Below are 16231 nucleotides of genomic sequence, written 5' to 3'. Positions count from 1 at the left end.
GATAATGATCACGTCATACACGGTTGATGATTTCTTTATCTCCATTGCGATCTGTTTTGCGATTAGGTTTATGCCATCTTTCCTGCCTTTATTGCAAGGTTTTTGGTAGCGGTAACGCCTGCGTAATCGTCCAGATATTTGCTATCTTTCGTGTACATCTTAAACAGGCCGCCTTCATATTCGATACTGGCCCATCCTGTAAAACCTGATTTTTTGATGATCTTGAACATGCGATAGAAATCTGTTTCCACATCATCGCCCTTTGCATCAAACACATGCGATTTTACGTGAATGCCCTTGGCATACGGCATCAATTCTTCAATACCTTTATATTTATCATATTCTTCCAGGCATTTGGTTTTCATATAACCGGCAATGTCGTTGGTTTCGGGTTTCGTACGGTTAATGCAAAAATTGCCAAAATCGGCCAGGGTGCCACAATGCGGGCTGTTAACTTGTTTCATAACCCCTGCCAGCCATGCTCCATTGCAGGATATTCCAATATGATTTTCGACGATCACATCAATATTTTGCTTGCGCCCATATTCAATCAACCTACCTAAACTATCCACCGCTGCTTTAGCCACTGCATCATGATCGCCCTCACCCTCTACGTTTACCCTTATCATAGGGCAGCCCAGTGTAGCCGCAGCATCCATCCACTTATAATGATTTTCAACAGCTTTCAATCGCACTGTATCGTTCAAGTCGCCCAAAACGCCTTCGCCATCGATCATGATGCGCAGGTTATAGCTGCCATTATCGGCCGCACGTTTCTTCAATTCGCCCAGGTATTGCGTGTCTTTGGCTTTGTCTGCAAAAAACATGGAACAGTAATCCAGGCCCAGTATACCAAGCTCTTTCGATTTGGCTGCAAAATCGAGCGCGTCGAGTTGCTTGGTCCAAAATTCGCTGGCAAATGAAAATTGTGAAATGGCGATCTTGAAAAAAAGCTCTTTCTCCGCATTCGCATATAAAAACTCCGGTAAGCTGGCGGCTATGCCTACTCCTGTTGCGCCTATGGCAGCTTTTTTAATAAACGATCTTCTGTTGAATCTGGTCATGATATTGATGAATATAATTGGTTATTTGGTAGATTTTACAAAATGAAGGTAGTAATTAATTTCACATTTAGTAGAATTCACTAAATAAATTTTTCTACACAGTTTGATAAGTGTATTTTAGGCCATGCAAACCGAAGAGCAGTTAAGAGATTTTATACTGAACGGACAACTCTACTATATTCCGCACGTGTCGCTTGATTGCGCCATCTTCGGATATCACGAACAACAACTTAAATTGCTACTGATAAAGCACAAAGCCATTAAGGATTGGTGTTTACCCGGCGGTTATATAAAACGGACAGAAACGCTGGTGCAGGCTGCTAACCGTAATGTGAAGGAACGGACCGGTATCGACAACCTTTTTCTACAACAATTTAAGACCTTTGGCGACCCCGACCGCGCAAAGACAAGCCAATTTGATGAGGACAAATGGTTTGAAACCGTGGGCATACGTATCGACAAAACAAACTGGCTGATCGATCAAACCATATCTGTCGGTTTCTATGCGATAACTGATTTTTCGCGCACCGAGCCTCAGTCAGATGTGCTGGCCGTACAATGTGCCTGGTTCGACATAGATAGCCTGCCTAAACTGGATTTTGACCATGATGAAATGGTGAAAGAGGCGCTGCACACCATGCGGGTGCAGCTATATCACTATCCAATCGGGTATAATTTATTGCCTGAGAAGTTCACCTTGAGTGAAATACACGCCCTTTATGAAACTTTGCTCGGTAAAAAGCTGGATATAAGCAATTTTCCCAAAAAACTGATCGCTCTTGGGCTGCTTAAAAAACTTGATGAAAAACGCAGCATCGGTGCTCATCGTTCTCCGCATTTATATATGTTTGATAAAGAGAAATATGATGAGGCGCTGAAAGAAGGGCTTGTTCTGAGTTGAATCGGCCCCTTTCGGCTTCCCGGCTTCTTTCATTACATTTGGTAATGAACCTGTTACCTATAAAAGAGCATCTTCACGAAAACACCGAATTTATCGGGCACCCGGACTGCAAAGATAGCCTGGGAATGTGTATCGATTTTTATCAGCGTGTCGGTTTTAATCCGCCATGGATATGTTATTATGTCCAAATTGACGATCAATTGGTTGCCGCAGCCGCCTTTAAGGGAAAGCCGGTTGAGAATAAAGTAGAAATTGCTTACGGGACCTTTTCCGCCCATCAAAATAAAGGCATCGGCACAAAGATCGCAGAAACGCTGGTTAGGCTGGCCCTCGAAGCGGACCCATTGATAAGGGTAACCGCCCAAACCTTAATGGAAGAAAATTACTCGACCAAAATACTCCGCAAAAACAATTTTGTGATCATAGGCAAAGCCATGGACGACGACGAGGGCGAAGTCTGGGAATGGGAGTATCAAAAGGGTTAACATCCGCTATTTGATCAATCCTTCATTTTTGCGCCCAATCATTAAAGCTATACTAACCTAAGATAGTGTTTTGACCTTTTCCTGACTTTTATATCCGTACAAAGCCACAACTTTACGATAATTCAAATCACAAACATTTTATGAAATACAATTTTTTAGGGAACACCGGTGTGGTGGTGTCTGAACTTTGCTTTGGTACCATGACCTTTGGCGGTGAAGGCGGCATTTGGGGGAACATCGGCAAACTTCAGCAGGACAGCGTAAACGAGTTAATGAAAGCGGCAGTAGATGCGGGCATTAATTTCATTGATACGGCAAACATTTATTCTTATGGCCTTTCTGAAAAGCTGCTCGGACAATCATTAAAAGATGCGGGTATCAGCCGGAACGAACTGGTGATAGCTACGAAGGTCCGCGGTCGCATGGGTGAGGGCAAAAACTACGTGGGCCTCTCCCGTCTCCATATTTTCCAGTCGATTGACGAGAGCCTGCAGCGCTTACAGATGGATCATGTGGATATTCTTTATGTACATGGCGTCGATCCGAAAACTCCGGTAGAAGAAACCGTAAGGGCGTTGAATGATGTGGTGCTGACCGGCAAGGTTCGTTATGTGGCTGTTTGCAACTGGCCGGCATGGATGGTAATGAAAGCCATCGGCATAGCCGAAAAGAATGGCTGGAACAAATTTGTCGGCCTGCAATATTATTACTCGCTTACCAGCCGCGATATCGAGCGGGAGGTCCTACCGCTGGCCATCGACCAAAACCTGGCCGTTATGCCGTGGAGCCCGCTGGCCGGCGGTTTCCTGTCGGGGAAGTACACCCGAGACACCGAAAAGGCAGGCGACTCGCGGCGCGATGTTTTCGATTTCCCGCCGGTGAACAAAGAGAAAGCCTATGATATCATCGACGTAATAACCCAAATTGGCAAGCAATACAATGTTTCTGCGGCGCAGGTGGCATTAGCGTGGGTTCGCCTTCAAAAAGGTATTACAAGCACCATTATCGGAGCGAAACGGGTAGATCAGTTACTTGATAACGTAAGATCGACGGAGCTTATCCTATCAGATGATGATCTTAAAAAGATCAATGAAGTAAGCGCCCTGCCGCGCGAATATCCCGGCTGGATGGTAGAAAGGCAAAGTGCCGACAGGGAAATTAAGTAAAAGTCTCACCAAACCCCTCTCCCCGGAGAAGGGTTCTTTCTAAACTGGCACAACAGGGTTAACATGGTTAACACAATTTTGCGCATTTTTAATCTAAAGCACTGATTATAATGTGATTACAAAATCAAAGTGTAACCATAAATATTTCGTTTTTAATCGAAAATATTTTCGTGCCGCTATTTGATATTCACCCTTGGATAGCAGGTATCGTTTTAAACTTACGCTTAGAATTCCTGGCCTAAAACCTCAACAATATATTCCACCTGCCGGGGGTGTACATCCAGGTGTGTAACAAAACGAATGCGGTGTGTATCGGTGCTGTTGGCCCTGATACCTTTAGATAAAAGCTTTTGGAGAACTTCGATCGCTGGCGCAACTGTATCGAATAAAACGATATTGGTATCGGCCGGCATTACATAGCTTACCCAGCTTTGCCCGTTCAAAGCATCAGCCAATATTTGGGCATGGGCATGATCTATTTTTAATCTTTCGACATGATGATCGAGCGCATAAATTCCCGCGGCGGCTAAAAAGCCCGCCTGTCGCATGCCTCCGCCTAAAACCTTACGCACCCGCCGGGCATATTTGATAGTTTCCTTATCCGCGAGCAAAACCGACCCAACCGGTGCGCCAAGTCCTTTTGACAGGCAAACTGATATGCCGTCAAAATATTTACCATAATCTGCAGCGCCGTCACCGGTGTTTGCCAGCGCGTTGAATATACGTGCGCCATCCAGGTGCAACTTCAGTCCTTTTTGTTTACACAATGCAGCAATCGGCTTTATATCGTCAAGTTTATAGCAGCTCCCGCCGCCTTTATTCACCGTATTTTCCAGAACAACCAAACTTGTGCGCGGATAGTGGACATTTTCCGCATTGATCTCGGGCGCTATCATTTCGGCGGTGATACGCCCCCGGTCGCCGTTCAGTAATCGTGTGGATACCGCCGAGTTGAACGCTATGCCACCACCTTCGTAACGATAGACATGCGATGCCTGGTCGGCTATCAACTCATCCAGCGGCTGGGTGAAACATTTGATCGCAACCTGGTTCGTCATCGTCCCGGATGGACAAAACAATCCTGCTTCCATGCCAAAAAGCTTTGCTGCCTTTTCTTCCAAAGCATTTACGGTTTCGTCCTCGCCAAAAACATCATCCCCTACTTTGGCGCCCCACATTGCTTCCAGCATGCCGGGCGTAGGTTTGGTAACGGTATCGCTACGAAGATCAACGGTTATCATATATAATTGAAAATTGCGTTATTTTTGTATCGAATTAATTATGCGCCCAATTTTAATCATTTTATTGTTCATGCTAATCGCTGTATCAGCAAAATCACAAAAGTGGCAAAAAGGCTCGTTCACCGATATCAAAGGTAATAAGGTGACAGGCCTTATTCACGATGATCTTTCCGGCAAAGGGCCGATCAAGGACGAAGGTTATATCGAATTCAAAGACGATAGTAAGGCAAATCCTTATAAGCTCAGCGCCAGCGACCTCAAATCCTATATGGTTGGACAGGATAGCTTTGTGGTAGCTCATGCCCCGCACAATACAACCTGGACCAAAAAAGAGCTTGATTTTGTTAAAGTCGAACTGGATGAGGAAACCAAATTATACGTAGCCGAAGTGGGCACAGTATCCGGCGGAGGAAATGGCATTGGCGTACGCCCGGCAGGTGGCGTCGGCTTTGGGACGGGCCCTTACGGAGGCGGTTATGGCGGTGTTTCAATTGATATTGGCGGCGGTCGCGGCAGAAAGGGCCCTGTACAGGCAACTTATTATTACGGTGCAAACACGGCTGAAATGGATCAGTTAACCCCAATGAACTTTGAAGATGCCATGAGCGACATTATGGGTGACGAACAGGAAGTAGTTGACAAGATCCGCGCTCATCAATTCAACCTCGGCAATATCCAAAAACTGATCGCCTATTTTAAGCAGGTAAAGGAAGCTGAAAGCAAAAGGCTTAAAGCTGAAAGCAATCCGAATTAAAGCTTTGGTCTTTCTGCTTTTAGCTTTTTGCTTAAATATTCTGTGCTATCACAAACCCGGAGGCCCAGGCCCATTGAAAGTTGTAGCCGCCCAGCCACCCGGTAACGTCGACACACTCGCCCCCGAAAAAAAGACCGGGTACCTTCTTAGCTTCCAGTGTTTTTGAAGATAATTCGTCGGCAGATACACCGCCGCGCATTACCTCGGCTTTATCGTAACCCTTATCTCCAGCCGGCTTTACCTTGAACTCGTGTATCAACGCACCGATATTTTCCAACTCTGTTTTGGTTAGTGATGCCAGGTTTTTATCAGACGGTAATTTATCACTCAAAGCCTCCGCAAATTTTCGGGTGAATAAGCCTGACATAAAATTCAAAAGCATCTTTTTACCGTTTACTTCGCGTTCCTGTTGGATCAGGTCGACGATATCCTGGTGCGGCAACAAGTCGATATAAATAAACTCGCCCGGTCGCCAGTACGATGATATCTGCAAAATAGCCGGGCCGCTCAATCCCCAATGCGTAAACAATATATTTTCCTCAAAACTTATCCTATCGTTCCAAACGCGGCAAAAAATGCTGTTGCCGGATAACTGTTCGTACCAGGGCTGATCTTTACCGGTTATTGTCAGCGGCACCAAAGCAGGTGCGGTTTCTGTAATTTTCAGGCCAAATTTCCGGGCAATTCTCAAACCAAGGTCTGTCGCTCCCATTTTTGGAATTGGCAACCCTCCCGCAGCAACAACAACTTTTTCAGTAGTAAGGCTGACGTTTCTTCCATTTCTTATAACCGATATTTCAAAGCCATTATCAGCACTTATAACATCTGTAACCTCGGTGCCACACCATATTTCCTGCCCAAAGTCCTCGCATAACCCGGTAAAAACCTGCACCACATCCTTCGCCTTATTGCTTACCGGGAAAAGCTGGCCTAAAGTTTTTTCGTGCCCGGTGATGCCATAAGTTTCAAAAAAACTGATCGTATCCTCTACCGACCATTGCGCAAAGGCCGATTTACAGAAATGCTCATTCTGCGAAATAAATTGCTGCGCGGAGGCATACAGGTTAGTGTAATTGCAGCGCCCTCCCCCGCTTATCAATATTTTGGCGCCCGGCTGTTCATTCTTTTCCAATACCAGCACACGCTTGCCCAAATACCCGGCCTGCACGGCACACATTAAACCGCAAGCGCCTGCGCCTATTATTATTGCATCGAAATGGGTTTGTTTTGTTAAATTTGTGCTCATGGATGGCATTTCGCAAATATCAGAATTTGGAAAGATACTTATCTTTTTAATAACCGGTATCCTGGCCGTCGCTTTTGCCTTCTTTGTTTCACGGCGATTATCGCCCAATAACCCTAATGCTGAAAAACTTACCTCGTACGAATGCGGCGAAGAGCCTACAGGTAGTGCCTGGATGCCGTTCAACTCGCGGTTTTATGTGATAGCGCTTATTTTTTTATTGTTTGATGTCGAAATGGTATTTATACTCCCCTGGGCAACGGTCTTTGGCGATAAAACCATCATCAGTATCGATAACCGCTGGGGATGGCTATCGCTTATCGAAATGTTTGTGTTCCTGGGCATCCTGATACTCGGCCTGGTTTATGTTTGGGCAAAAGGCGACCTCGACTGGATAAAGCCGAAGCCTGTCATACCAACTACCGATACGCAGGTGCCGGTGTCGCTGTACGATCAGTTAAATAAACAGCAAAGCGCTTACAAAGTGAAAGATTTCGCTCTTGAACTCACTGCTGTTGCCCCAGAGCAAACTGCCACCGCTACTGCAACTCCCTTAAGAAAGCCCATGTTCAAACCAACATTCAAAAAACCGGATAATGAATCCTGAAAACATGAACGAAAGCGGCGGTGTGGTTATCACCAAAATGAACGACCTACTCAACTGGGCGCGATTGTCGTCGTTATGGCCGTTGAGTTTCGGTATAGCTTGCTGCGCCATTGAAATGATGGGGTCCTTTGCTTCCACTTACGATATGGACCGCTTCGGGGTATTCCCGCGGCCATCGGCAAGGCAGGCGGATGTGATCATCATAGCAGGCACGGTCACTTTCAAAATGGCCGAACGCATCAAACGCCTGTACGAGCAAATGCCCGAACCCAAGTACGTTATCTCCATGGGTTCCTGCTCCAACTGCGGCGGACCTTACTGGCAACACGGTTATCATGTTGTCAAGGGGGTCGACAGGGTAATACCGGTTGATGTATATGTACAGGGCTGCCCCCCACGTCCCGAGGCGCTAATTGGCGCTATACTCGAACTGCAAAAAAAGATCGAGACCGAGCAATTGATCAAAGGCTGATTTAGCCTGTGCACCAGGTTTTCATGTCACTGCTGCTTGCCACGCATCAATGAACGACAAAGCACTCCAATTTTTTACATTTCCGTGAACACCGGAATCGGTGATTAGGAATCAGTATTTGTGATTAGGTTTAAATCCCCCCAACCCTCTTTACCGCTCGCGGTAGAGAGGGTCGGCCAGCGTAGCGTCGCCGGGGTGAGTCAACTAATGGACTGATCAGTTCTTCTCCCTTTGTCTGTGTCTCCACAGACAACTCATACCGCTGACAAACTCTTATCACCACTTTATTCAACCTAAACACTTAAATTTGAAAATATCGTTATAACAACATTAACCACTGATCTCTAATCACCAATCACTGACCACTAATCGCCCATGAAAAAGATCATCCTAAGCCTCTTATTTTCTATTGTCACCCTTTCTGTATTCTCCCAGGCCACCAACCGGGTCATGAGCATTTTTCCGAAAGGAACCTTGCTGTACGATGACCTGCCCTATGCCGGCGATACTACGCATAAACACCTGCTGGATATTTACCTGCCGCCGCAGCACAAGGACAAATATCCTGTGGTGATATGGATACACGGCGGCGCGTGGATGTCGAACGATAAATATGCTGATATGGGCTATATGACCCAGACTATCAAAGGTTTTATCGACAGCGGCTATGCGGTAGCCTCCATCGATTACCGCTGGAGCACCCAGGCCATTTTCCCGGCACAAATACAGGACTGCAACCAGGCCATCGAATACTTGTACCAGCATGCCGAACAATTCCTGCTCGACCGCAAGCGTTTCGCCGTAATAGGTTTTTCCGCGGGCGGCCACCTCGCCAATTTACTTGCCTTATCTGCAAATAACGATATAAAAGATTTTTATACCGGCGGCAAAAAGCCGCATTTTAAGATAAAACTCGTGCTTGATTTTTATGGCCCTTCCAACCTGGTTACCCTAACGGCGACCGATAATAAGGACCTGAAAAACCCTGTGGCGTTATTGCTGGGCGGAGCAGTAAGCGATAAAATGGACCTGGCAAAAAAAGCAAGCCCTATCATTTATATCGATAAGGATGACCCGCCGTTCCTGATCGTACAGGGTGAAAAAGATCAATCGGTAAACCCCGAACAGGCCAAATCATTAAGCGCCGCGCTGACTTCGTTCGGTGTAAAAAATGAATTGATTATCGTACCAGGTGCACCTCATTACGGTGAAATGTTTGATGCCGAAAGTATAAGGAAAAAGGTATTTTTTTATCTGGGGAAATACTTGAAATAAGTAACTACTACCCTTTTTACCGCTCGCAGTAGAGAGGGCCGACCAGCGTAGTCCTGATAGTTATCGGGATCGGGGTGAGTCGATAAAATTGCTGGTGGCAAGGAATATATTCAGTACTCCGTTACAAACCCTTGCGTATGGTCCGCCTGCTTCTCGAGTACTGCCTGGTTATCTCTTTCAACAGCGATTGCAATACGACTGCGTTCCAGTCAATAGAGAAAACACAGCATTTGTATTGCCGCGCATTATCGGCGTGGTGGATCATGAAGTAATTCTGGTAACTTTTTACCGCTATCTTATCCCAGGGCAGGTAATTGTTCTTATCCCAGCTTATGCCATCGTTATGAAACGTTACGCCAGCCAGTTCAAAGGTTTGCTGAATGTTGTATAGTTCGGTATAATAACTAAGCTGGTTATCCAGGTAAAAATCCCATATATTTTGCAGCAGTTCGGCCCAGGTGCGATAATACTCTTTTCGTTTTATACCAAACAGGCTATTGAGTTTTATCCGGTAAATTTCGCAATTGAAATTTTTGATCTCGATAAAATACTGGCGGCCAAAACTGAATTTATATCCCCGCAGTTCGCGTACACCAAACCTAAACGCAGCTATACTGTCACCGGCGATAAACCTGTCCGGCCCGAAACCCAGAGATTGCTCAATAGTTAATCCATTATGAGCAAAGACAATTCTCTTGAATACCCGTTCCTGTATCAATCCGGTTATAGTAATAGTGTTTTGGGGGTCGGTCATTAATATTTAAATGTATGCAAAACAGCCATTAATAATCAAGAGATGTTTATAAATATTGCTTTTTTGTTAAAACAAATCCGCCGCGTTCTTTGTAAACGTAAAATTTAGCTTCTATAGTATTAATTGTCAGTTGCTTATAGCATACAACCAAACGTTGTGAAAAAATGCTACTTTTTCAACATTACAGATTCATGACACTTACTTGTTGATAACTTATCGTCTTTGACTTGAATTTGAATACCAGCCAGGTATCTTCCCGTCACATTTGCCGGCCTTAAACCCGCCTGGATAAAAAGCACGCCGCCTGGATGAACGCCTGGCATAGCAACTTCGTAACACCAGCTCACGCGGACTTCTTAAAAACAAAAAACCCGGGAATAATAGCCCGGGTTTTGTTTTTTATACTTGAAGTATCTCTTTACTTCAGCAGCACATCGCTCAAACCATGTACCACGCCATTGCCCGCCTGCAGGTTATAGAGTAGCACATCAGCTTTATTTCCCTTATCATCGGTCAGGATCAACTTCCCGGTATAAGAAAGTGTTAGTGTTCCGCCGTCAAGCGTCTTGAATTCTACCTTACGATCTTTTGATGCGTTTAACGCTTTTACAATATCGTCTTTCGCAAATTTTCCAACTACAGTATGTGCCTTAAGCAAAGTAGCCAGTTTTGTAGGATCGCTTACTAAACTGTCGAGTTTAGCAGTAGATAACTTGGCGAACGCATCATTGGTTGGGGCAAAAACAGTAAATGGTCCGGCAGCGCTTAATGCGTCCTGCAGATTTGCAACTTTTATCAGGAAAGCAGCAACACCACCTCGTTCTGAACCCTGGGCTGCATCAACAACAGTTGCAGGCGGTGCCGTCTGCGCGAATGAGGTTTTTACAAATAAGCAAAATGTCAATAAAGCGGTAATAATTAAAACTGGTTTTTTCATATAATTCAATTGGTAATTTGTTAAAAAAATATTTAAACGGCTTTTTGTTTTTAAATATTATAAAAATTCGCCACAATTATCAAAAACAGCGGCTTTCCTGAATAGTTTGCGAAAAATAAAAAAGTTTTAGTTTAAAACACCCCTTATCTGAATGTAAATTATATGTTACAGTTTGATAAGTATATCAAAACAAAAAGCGCCGCCCGTAAGCAACGCCTTTAAAATATGTTAGTTTAATTATTGAGCGGATTATTTGGCTTCCTCAAATTTATCAGCTGTTAGTCTGATCTGCCTTTCAGCTTGTTCGGGACTTACTGCTACCAAAGTTATTTTTCCATCTTTACCTTCTATTACCAAATTGAAATCCCTGGTATCACCATTGTCCCTTTTTAAAGTAACGCTCATCGTGGTCTTTCCGGTCTTGAAAGGCACAGACCAGTCGCAGGTAAAAGATTTGACATCTCCGGTCATCTTTTGGTCCCCATTATCGTTAGCCGTATAAACTGAAATACCCGTTTTGCTGAATTCAACTGTGGTAGTTTCATCCTGGCTATCCTGCACCGTGCCTTTATCATCCAGGTGTTCGGTCTTCGACGAAATGAAAGATACTTTTTTGTCGCATTGCGCCATGGCTATTGTGCCGGCAGTAGCCAGCACCAATAAACTTAAAATTAGTTTTTTCATGTGTGTTGATTTGATCTTTTTTAATGTTTAAGCGAAGATAAATATTTAACATGGTATTATGCAATACATAGTTCTATAATTTTATCCAATTAGGTGATTATCACGCATATATTTTTATCAAAGGCAAATAAAAAAGTCTAAATTTACCTTTCAGCAAACCTAAAGCGAATGATAAATACGGAGAACAAAGTAAAAACCCTGGTAAGTTTATGCCTTTTAACTGGTACGTTAGATGCTATGGCTGCCCTGCTGATAGGGTATAAAGTCTCCCCTGCGGTTATATTCCAATTTATTGCCAGCGGCTGGTTTGGTAAAGCTGCCTTTGCAGGAGGAACAGCAATGGTGCTTTGGGGAATATTATTTCACTATCTCATAGCATCTGCTTTCAGCATCGTTTTCTTTATACTTTATCCCGGTTTTATACAGGTTTTGAAAAATAAATATCTTACAGGCGTAGTTTTCGGTCTGATGACATGGGCCATCATGAACCTGGCAGTACTGCCATTAACCAATATTCCCAAACGCGCAGGCGGCGTTAAACCGCTTTCACTTATCGAAGGCATAGTTGCGCTTATTATTGCCATAGGCATTCCTGTAGCCGTAATAACCGAAAGGTATTATAGGAAGCGTTTATTACGCAAGACACTGGACGTATAACTATCAACTTCTCATCTATACTGCAAATCCCGCCTAAAACCAGTCATCAACCCCAACTAATCACCAATCTCCGGCTAACCAATCACTCATCTTCCAAACATTTACGCTAAATTTGCCTGCTCAGAATGAAAGCATTTTACGGAGATCTCAAACTCGGAATTTTAGGCGGCGGACAGCTCGGCCGCATGCTCATACAGCAGGCAATCAATTACAATGTAACCGTTAAAGTACTCGACCCCGACCGCGAGGCGCCGTGCCGCAAATTGTGCGATGAATTTGTTGTAGGTTCGCTTGGCGACTATGAGACCGTTTACAAGTTCGGTAAAAAGGTGGATATGCTTACCATCGAGATAGAAAAAGTGAATGTGGACGCCCTGGAACAACTCGAAAAGGAAGGTGTGCTGGTTTATCCTCAACCGCGTATTATCCGCCTGATACAAGACAAAGGACTGCAAAAGCAGTTTTTTAAAGAGAATGGCATTCCTACTGCCGAGTTCCAGGTAATATCCACGCCGGAGCAACTGAGAAGCAGCCATATCCCCTTTCCTTATATTCAAAAACTTCGCCGCGACGGTTACGACGGTAAAGGCGTGTATAAGGTGATCGACGAATCGTATCTCGCCAATGCTTTCACCGAACCCAGCCTGATAGAGCGCTGGATAGATTTTGAAAAGGAACTCGCCGTTATCGTCGCCCGTAATGCCGATGGCGAAACCAAAACCTTCCCGATGGTAGAGATGGAGTTTAACCCGCAGGCCAACCTGGTGGAATTTTTAATATCGCCCTCAACATTTCCTTTTGAGATACATGAGGAAGCCGAGCGCATAGCAAAAAAAGTAGCCGAAAGCCTCAATATAGTTGGCTTGCTGGCGGTTGAGATGTTCCTGGATAAACATGGGCGCATTTTGGTGAACGAACTGGCGCCGCGCCCGCATAACAGCGGTCATCAATCTATCGAGGGCAATGTAGTTTCACAATTCGAGCAACACCTGAGGGCAATATTTAACCAGCCGCTTGGCGATACATCCTGCCTTAACAACGCCATTATGATCAACGTGCTTGGCGAAGCCGGTTTCGAGGGACCAGCAGTTTACCAGGGTATCGAAAAAGTGCTGGAATGTCCGGGCGTTTACATACATTTATACGGCAAGGCGCTTACCAAACCCTTCCGCAAAATGGGGCATGTGACTATCGTGGATGCCGACAGGGAAAAAGCGATTGAAAAAGCGAGGTTTGTGCAGAAGACGTTGAAAGTTATAAGTTGACCGATCAACAAGAATGAAAAAACTGACCCTTATATTCCTGATATTTTATTCTGCCGCGGCCTTTTGCCAACACCCTTACAAACAAGACCTGCAATCTGAAGCACAGATTATTTTTCCGGATACCCCCAAAGTTGATTTTGCCGGAAGTGCAACATACTATGTATGTCAAAAAGACCAGCGTATTTATTTTGCCCAAGTAATAGATTTGAATAAAATTAACCCCGACTCGCTAAATTTAAGGAACCGGAGTGGGCTATATGATCAATTCATTGAATCAGTTATTAAACCCGAGAATGGGAAGCTATTCTACAAGGGAGACATAGAAAGCAACGGACTTAAAGGGATTTCATTCAATTATACCTGTGTGCTAAAAGGGAATACATATTATGCGTATCAGCGTGCTTTCCATGCTGATAAAGCAATTATCAGTTATTCGGTGCTTTCGACTGATTCTCTTCAAAGCGACGACTATGTAATAAAGACTTTTTTTGACACCTTTAAGCTAACTCCTGCAAAGGCTGCAGAATTAAATAAAAAGAGTGGTATTTTAGCAGCAGTTCTTATGGGTGCTGCGGCGGTCTTTTGGGTAGCGATCGTAATATTTTTGATCAAAAAGCTTCGCAAAAAGAAAGTATACACCTGGCCGGACCAAAGACAGTAAACGTACAGAAAATTATGAGTCAACCCAAAGTCGGTATCATTATGGGCAGCAAGTCCGACCTGAACGTAATGCAGGATGCTGCTGATGTTTTAAAGGAATTAGGCGTTGCATACGAGATAACGGTCGTATCCGCCCATCGCACCCCCGAGCGCATGTTCAGCTATGCCAAATCAGCCGCCGACCGCGGCCTGAAGGTGATCATTGCAGGCGCCGGCGGCGCAGCGCATTTACCGGGCATGGTGGCCTCACTTACCTATTTGCCGGTTATTGGCGTACCCGTAAAATCAAGTAACTCTATCGATGGCTGGGACTCTATCCTGTCCATCCTGCAAATGCCGAACGGTATCCCTGTAGCTACAGTGGCACTTAACGCCGCTAAAAATGCCGGTATTTTAGCTGCTCAGATCGTTTCGACAGGCGATGAAACGATTATATCAAATCTTATCGCTTACAAAGACCAACTGAAACAAAAGGTCGAAGAATCGGCGAGGGAGATGGAAAGTAGTGATTAGTTAATTTGCTGTGATCAGTTAACTGGTGACTTGTTAACTGGTAAACAGTCAATTGGATAGCGCGTAAATAATTCACTAACGACAAATTAACGAATCACCAAATCACAAGTCAACAAATCACTAATCACCAATTAACTAATCACTGGTCTACACCCACCGTTCATCAACCACTGATATAACCCACCTCAGAACACCTTACCTTTGCTGGGGTATGAACGACTTGAACATATATACCATTACCTCAGCCATTGCCGACCCGGTGCGGCTGTCGGTGATGATCTATCTCATCAGGGGGCGGGCGTCGTATGCCGAAATACAGCAGCACCTTGAAATTTCGCAAAGTAATCTCTCAAACCATCTTGCCATACTTGTAAGGGCCGGCCTGATCAGGAAAATTGCAAATGGTCGGCGAAATAATTATGAAATAGCAAGTGCCGATGTGGCGCAACTGATCGAACTGCTGCAAAACCTGCAAAAAGTACCCGCTCACCGTCCCATTGTAAAAAATATAGCCGTTGCACGCACCTGTTACGACCATGTTGCAGGTAAGCTTGGTGTGTCCATATTCAATGCACTTAACCAGCGCGAAGCGATCGTATATCACGCGCCCGCAACAGGTCCATCCTACTTTTCAGAGGAGGTTACACTCGGCATCAATGCCGGTAAAACCTTTAAGGCACTTGGGGTCGATCTGCCGCAGGCAACACCATCGCGCCGCAAATACATCTATGCCTGCCTGGATTGGACCGAGAAAAAACCCCACCTCGCCGGCGCCATTGGCGCTGCGTTGTGCCACGCCATGATGGAACAAAAATGGGTAGTGCGCAATGAAGAGAAACGCGTACTCCGTGTTACTGACGCCGGCCGCGCCGCTTTGACAGAAATAATTGATCTTGATTTTGATGCTTACTGCAACCGATAACAAAACTTACCGCACCATCAGGCCCAAAATACTTTATTTTGGAACACCTGTCGCGCTCATTACAACTTTGGACGAATCCGGCAACGCTAATATCGGGCCTATGTCATCCGTTTGGGCGTTGGGCTATAAGCTTGTGCTTGGCCTTGGCTGTAATGGAAAAACATTCAGCAACCTGTTAAACCAAAAGGAGTGCGTAGTCAATATGCCTTCGGCACATTTGCATGAAAACATCGAAAGGATAGCCAGGCTTACCGGGGCTTATCCCGTTCCGGATAGTAAAAAAGCATTATATACTTACGAAAAAGATAAATTTTCGGCAGGCGGCTTCACAAAAATGGACTCGCAAACGGTGCGCCCACCGGCTATAGCAGGTTGCCCGCTCCAGTTAGAGGCAATACTGGATAATTATACTGTTTTGGAATATGATGAGAATGGGGATCCGGGTACAGCAGCTGTAACTGTTGAGGTGATCAATGTAAAGGCGCATGAAGATATTATTACCGGCACCGATCATATCAACCCCGAAAAATGGTCGCCTCTGATCTATAACTTCCGCCACTATTACGCCTTAGGCGAACACCTCGGCAAAACCTTTAAGGCAGAAGTATAGTTACTTGTGACTGGTAATCAG

At 44.9% G+C, this 16231-nt stretch carries 19 protein-coding genes; 13 read left to right on the top strand and 6 right to left on the bottom strand.

The genetic code is table 11. The annotated features are described in order from the left end of the window. Positions 1-68 precede the first annotated feature (68 nt). Positions 69-1064, bottom strand: coding sequence for a sugar phosphate isomerase/epimerase family protein (locus FRZ54_RS15605; protein WP_147032512.1), 996 nt, complete (start codon positions 1062-1064; stop codon positions 69-71). A gap of 124 nt (positions 1065-1188) precedes the next feature. Between FRZ54_RS15605 and FRZ54_RS15600 the strand changes: the two genes are divergently transcribed. The 3 genes from FRZ54_RS15600 to FRZ54_RS15590 all read left to right on the top strand — a co-directional run bounded on the left by FRZ54_RS15600 (position 1189) and on the right by FRZ54_RS15590 (position 3616). After that, the gene (locus tag FRZ54_RS15600) at positions 1189-1965 is read left to right on the top strand and encodes an NUDIX hydrolase (protein ID WP_147032511.1); all 777 of its coding nucleotides are present in this window, start codon (positions 1189-1191) and stop codon (positions 1963-1965) included. Positions 1966-2009: 44 nt separating this feature from the next. Beyond that, entirely contained in the window at positions 2010-2450 is a 441-nt protein-coding gene (locus FRZ54_RS15595; RefSeq protein WP_147032510.1) for a GNAT family N-acetyltransferase, read from the top strand. Positions 2451-2590: 140 nt separating this feature from the next. Next, on the top strand, positions 2591-3616 hold the full coding sequence (locus FRZ54_RS15590) for an aldo/keto reductase (protein WP_147032509.1): 1026 nt from the start codon (positions 2591-2593) through the stop codon (positions 3614-3616). A 224-nt stretch (positions 3617-3840) separates the two neighbouring features. Here FRZ54_RS15590 and FRZ54_RS15585 read toward each other — a convergent pair whose 3' ends face one another. Beyond that, positions 3841-4857: a threonine aldolase family protein gene (locus FRZ54_RS15585; RefSeq protein ID WP_187359637.1), complete on the bottom strand. Its 1017-nt coding sequence runs from the start codon at positions 4855-4857 to the stop codon at positions 3841-3843. Positions 4858-4897: 40 nt separating this feature from the next. Here FRZ54_RS15585 and FRZ54_RS15580 point away from each other — a divergent pair, with 40 nt between their 5' ends. Further along, on the top strand, positions 4898-5611 hold the full coding sequence (locus tag FRZ54_RS15580) for a hypothetical protein (protein WP_187359636.1): 714 nt from the start codon (positions 4898-4900) through the stop codon (positions 5609-5611). A gap of 31 nt (positions 5612-5642) precedes the next feature. On the opposite strand, the gene FRZ54_RS15575 is transcribed toward FRZ54_RS15580, so the two are convergent. Next, positions 5643-6857: a BaiN/RdsA family NAD(P)/FAD-dependent oxidoreductase gene (locus FRZ54_RS15575; RefSeq protein WP_147032507.1), complete on the bottom strand. Its 1215-nt coding sequence runs from the start codon at positions 6855-6857 to the stop codon at positions 5643-5645. On the opposite strand from FRZ54_RS15575, the gene FRZ54_RS15570 reads away from it, so the two are divergent. From FRZ54_RS15570 to FRZ54_RS15560, 3 genes are all read left to right on the top strand, one after another. Then, on the top strand, positions 6856-7461 hold the full coding sequence (locus tag FRZ54_RS15570) for an NADH-quinone oxidoreductase subunit A (RefSeq protein WP_147032506.1): 606 nt from the start codon (positions 6856-6858) through the stop codon (positions 7459-7461). The two genes, FRZ54_RS15575 and FRZ54_RS15570, sit on opposite strands and share 2 nt — an antisense overlap. Beyond that, positions 7451-7933, top strand: coding sequence for an NADH-quinone oxidoreductase subunit B (locus FRZ54_RS15565; RefSeq protein WP_147032505.1), 483 nt, complete (start codon positions 7451-7453; stop codon positions 7931-7933). Before FRZ54_RS15570 ends, FRZ54_RS15565 begins: the two co-directional genes overlap by 11 nt. 375 nt (positions 7934-8308) lie before the next feature. Beyond that, positions 8309-9208 carry an alpha/beta hydrolase gene (locus FRZ54_RS15560; protein WP_228462509.1) on the top strand — a complete coding sequence of 300 codons (900 nt, stop codon included), beginning with the start codon at positions 8309-8311 and terminating at the stop codon, positions 9206-9208. 121 nt (positions 9209-9329) lie between these two features. Here the strand turns inward: FRZ54_RS15560 and FRZ54_RS15555 are convergent, their stop codons facing one another. From FRZ54_RS15555 to FRZ54_RS15545, 3 genes are all read right to left on the bottom strand, one after another. After that, positions 9330-9962, bottom strand: a complete 633-nt coding sequence (locus tag FRZ54_RS15555) for a hypothetical protein (protein WP_147032504.1) — start codon at positions 9960-9962, stop codon at positions 9330-9332. Between the two features lie 418 nt (positions 9963-10380). After that, entirely contained in the window at positions 10381-10899 is a 519-nt protein-coding gene (locus tag FRZ54_RS15550) for a fasciclin domain-containing protein (RefSeq protein ID WP_147032503.1), read from the bottom strand. Between the two features lie 249 nt (positions 10900-11148). Next, a complete protein-coding gene (locus FRZ54_RS15545) occupies positions 11149-11583 on the bottom strand; it encodes a hypothetical protein (RefSeq protein ID WP_147032502.1) in 435 nt (144 codons plus the stop codon). Between the two features lie 168 nt (positions 11584-11751). Between FRZ54_RS15545 and FRZ54_RS15540 the strand changes: the two genes are divergently transcribed. From FRZ54_RS15540 to FRZ54_RS15515, 6 genes are all read left to right on the top strand, one after another. Continuing rightward, the gene (locus FRZ54_RS15540; RefSeq protein ID WP_147032501.1) at positions 11752-12240 is read left to right on the top strand and encodes a hypothetical protein; all 489 of its coding nucleotides are present in this window, start codon (positions 11752-11754) and stop codon (positions 12238-12240) included. 125 nt (positions 12241-12365) lie between these two features. Next, positions 12366-13505, top strand: a complete 1140-nt coding sequence (locus tag FRZ54_RS15535) for a 5-(carboxyamino)imidazole ribonucleotide synthase (protein ID WP_147032500.1) — start codon at positions 12366-12368, stop codon at positions 13503-13505. Positions 13506-13518: 13 nt separating this feature from the next. Continuing rightward, positions 13519-14166 (top strand): hypothetical protein, encoded by a 648-nt coding sequence (locus FRZ54_RS15530; RefSeq protein ID WP_147032499.1) that lies wholly within the window; start codon positions 13519-13521, stop codon positions 14164-14166. A 14-nt stretch (positions 14167-14180) separates the two neighbouring features. Beyond that, positions 14181-14678, top strand: coding sequence for a 5-(carboxyamino)imidazole ribonucleotide mutase (gene purE / locus FRZ54_RS15525; protein ID WP_147032498.1), 498 nt, complete (start codon positions 14181-14183; stop codon positions 14676-14678). Between the two features lie 211 nt (positions 14679-14889). Then, positions 14890-15600, top strand: coding sequence for an ArsR/SmtB family transcription factor (locus tag FRZ54_RS15520; protein WP_147032497.1), 711 nt, complete (start codon positions 14890-14892; stop codon positions 15598-15600). Continuing rightward, complete coding sequence (locus tag FRZ54_RS15515) at positions 15581-16210, top strand: flavin reductase family protein (RefSeq protein ID WP_147032496.1); 630 nt, start codon at positions 15581-15583, stop codon at positions 16208-16210. The genes FRZ54_RS15520 and FRZ54_RS15515 overlap by 20 nt, the downstream gene beginning before the upstream one ends. The last annotated feature ends 21 nt before the right edge of the window (positions 16211-16231 follow it).

Source organism: Mucilaginibacter ginsenosidivorans (genome assembly GCF_007971025.1).
Taxonomy (GTDB): domain Bacteria; phylum Bacteroidota; class Bacteroidia; order Sphingobacteriales; family Sphingobacteriaceae; genus Mucilaginibacter; species Mucilaginibacter ginsenosidivorans.
Note: the sequence above shows the minus strand (reverse complement) of the source record. Positions and strands in the feature narration are given on the sequence as shown.

Excerpts from the sequence above, each read along its gene's own strand:
- FRZ54_RS15560 (WP_228462509.1), top strand. The coding sequence starts at position 8,309 with ATGAAAAAGATCATCCTAAGCCTCTTATTTTCTATTGTCACCCTTTCT.
- FRZ54_RS15565 (WP_147032505.1), top strand. The coding sequence starts at position 7,451 with ATGAATCCTGAAAACATGAACGAAAGCGGCGGTGTGGTTATCACCAAA.
- FRZ54_RS15590 (WP_147032509.1), top strand. The coding sequence starts at position 2,591 with ATGAAATACAATTTTTTAGGGAACACCGGTGTGGTGGTGTCTGAACTT.
- FRZ54_RS15530 (WP_147032499.1), top strand. The coding sequence starts at position 13,519 with ATGAAAAAACTGACCCTTATATTCCTGATATTTTATTCTGCCGCGGCC.
- FRZ54_RS15555 (WP_147032504.1), bottom strand. The coding sequence starts at position 9,962 with ATGACCGACCCCCAAAACACTATTACTATAACCGGATTGATACAGGAA.
- FRZ54_RS15550 (WP_147032503.1), bottom strand. The coding sequence starts at position 10,899 with ATGAAAAAACCAGTTTTAATTATTACCGCTTTATTGACATTTTGCTTA.
- FRZ54_RS15575 (WP_147032507.1), bottom strand. The coding sequence starts at position 6,857 with ATGAGCACAAATTTAACAAAACAAACCCATTTCGATGCAATAATAATA.
- FRZ54_RS15595 (WP_147032510.1), top strand. The coding sequence starts at position 2,010 with ATGAACCTGTTACCTATAAAAGAGCATCTTCACGAAAACACCGAATTT.
- FRZ54_RS15585 (WP_187359637.1), bottom strand. The coding sequence starts at position 4,857 with ATGATAACCGTTGATCTTCGTAGCGATACCGTTACCAAACCTACGCCC.
- purE (WP_147032498.1), top strand. The coding sequence starts at position 14,181 with ATGAGTCAACCCAAAGTCGGTATCATTATGGGCAGCAAGTCCGACCTG.
- FRZ54_RS15570 (WP_147032506.1), top strand. The coding sequence starts at position 6,856 with ATGGATGGCATTTCGCAAATATCAGAATTTGGAAAGATACTTATCTTT.
- FRZ54_RS15545 (WP_147032502.1), bottom strand. The coding sequence starts at position 11,583 with ATGAAAAAACTAATTTTAAGTTTATTGGTGCTGGCTACTGCCGGCACA.
- FRZ54_RS15535 (WP_147032500.1), top strand. The coding sequence starts at position 12,366 with ATGAAAGCATTTTACGGAGATCTCAAACTCGGAATTTTAGGCGGCGGA.
- FRZ54_RS15580 (WP_187359636.1), top strand. The coding sequence starts at position 4,898 with ATGCGCCCAATTTTAATCATTTTATTGTTCATGCTAATCGCTGTATCA.
- FRZ54_RS15515 (WP_147032496.1), top strand. The coding sequence starts at position 15,581 with ATGCTTACTGCAACCGATAACAAAACTTACCGCACCATCAGGCCCAAA.
- FRZ54_RS15600 (WP_147032511.1), top strand. The coding sequence starts at position 1,189 with ATGCAAACCGAAGAGCAGTTAAGAGATTTTATACTGAACGGACAACTC.
- FRZ54_RS15520 (WP_147032497.1), top strand. The coding sequence starts at position 14,890 with ATGAACGACTTGAACATATATACCATTACCTCAGCCATTGCCGACCCG.
- FRZ54_RS15540 (WP_147032501.1), top strand. The coding sequence starts at position 11,752 with ATGATAAATACGGAGAACAAAGTAAAAACCCTGGTAAGTTTATGCCTT.
- FRZ54_RS15605 (WP_147032512.1), bottom strand. The coding sequence starts at position 1,064 with ATGACCAGATTCAACAGAAGATCGTTTATTAAAAAAGCTGCCATAGGC.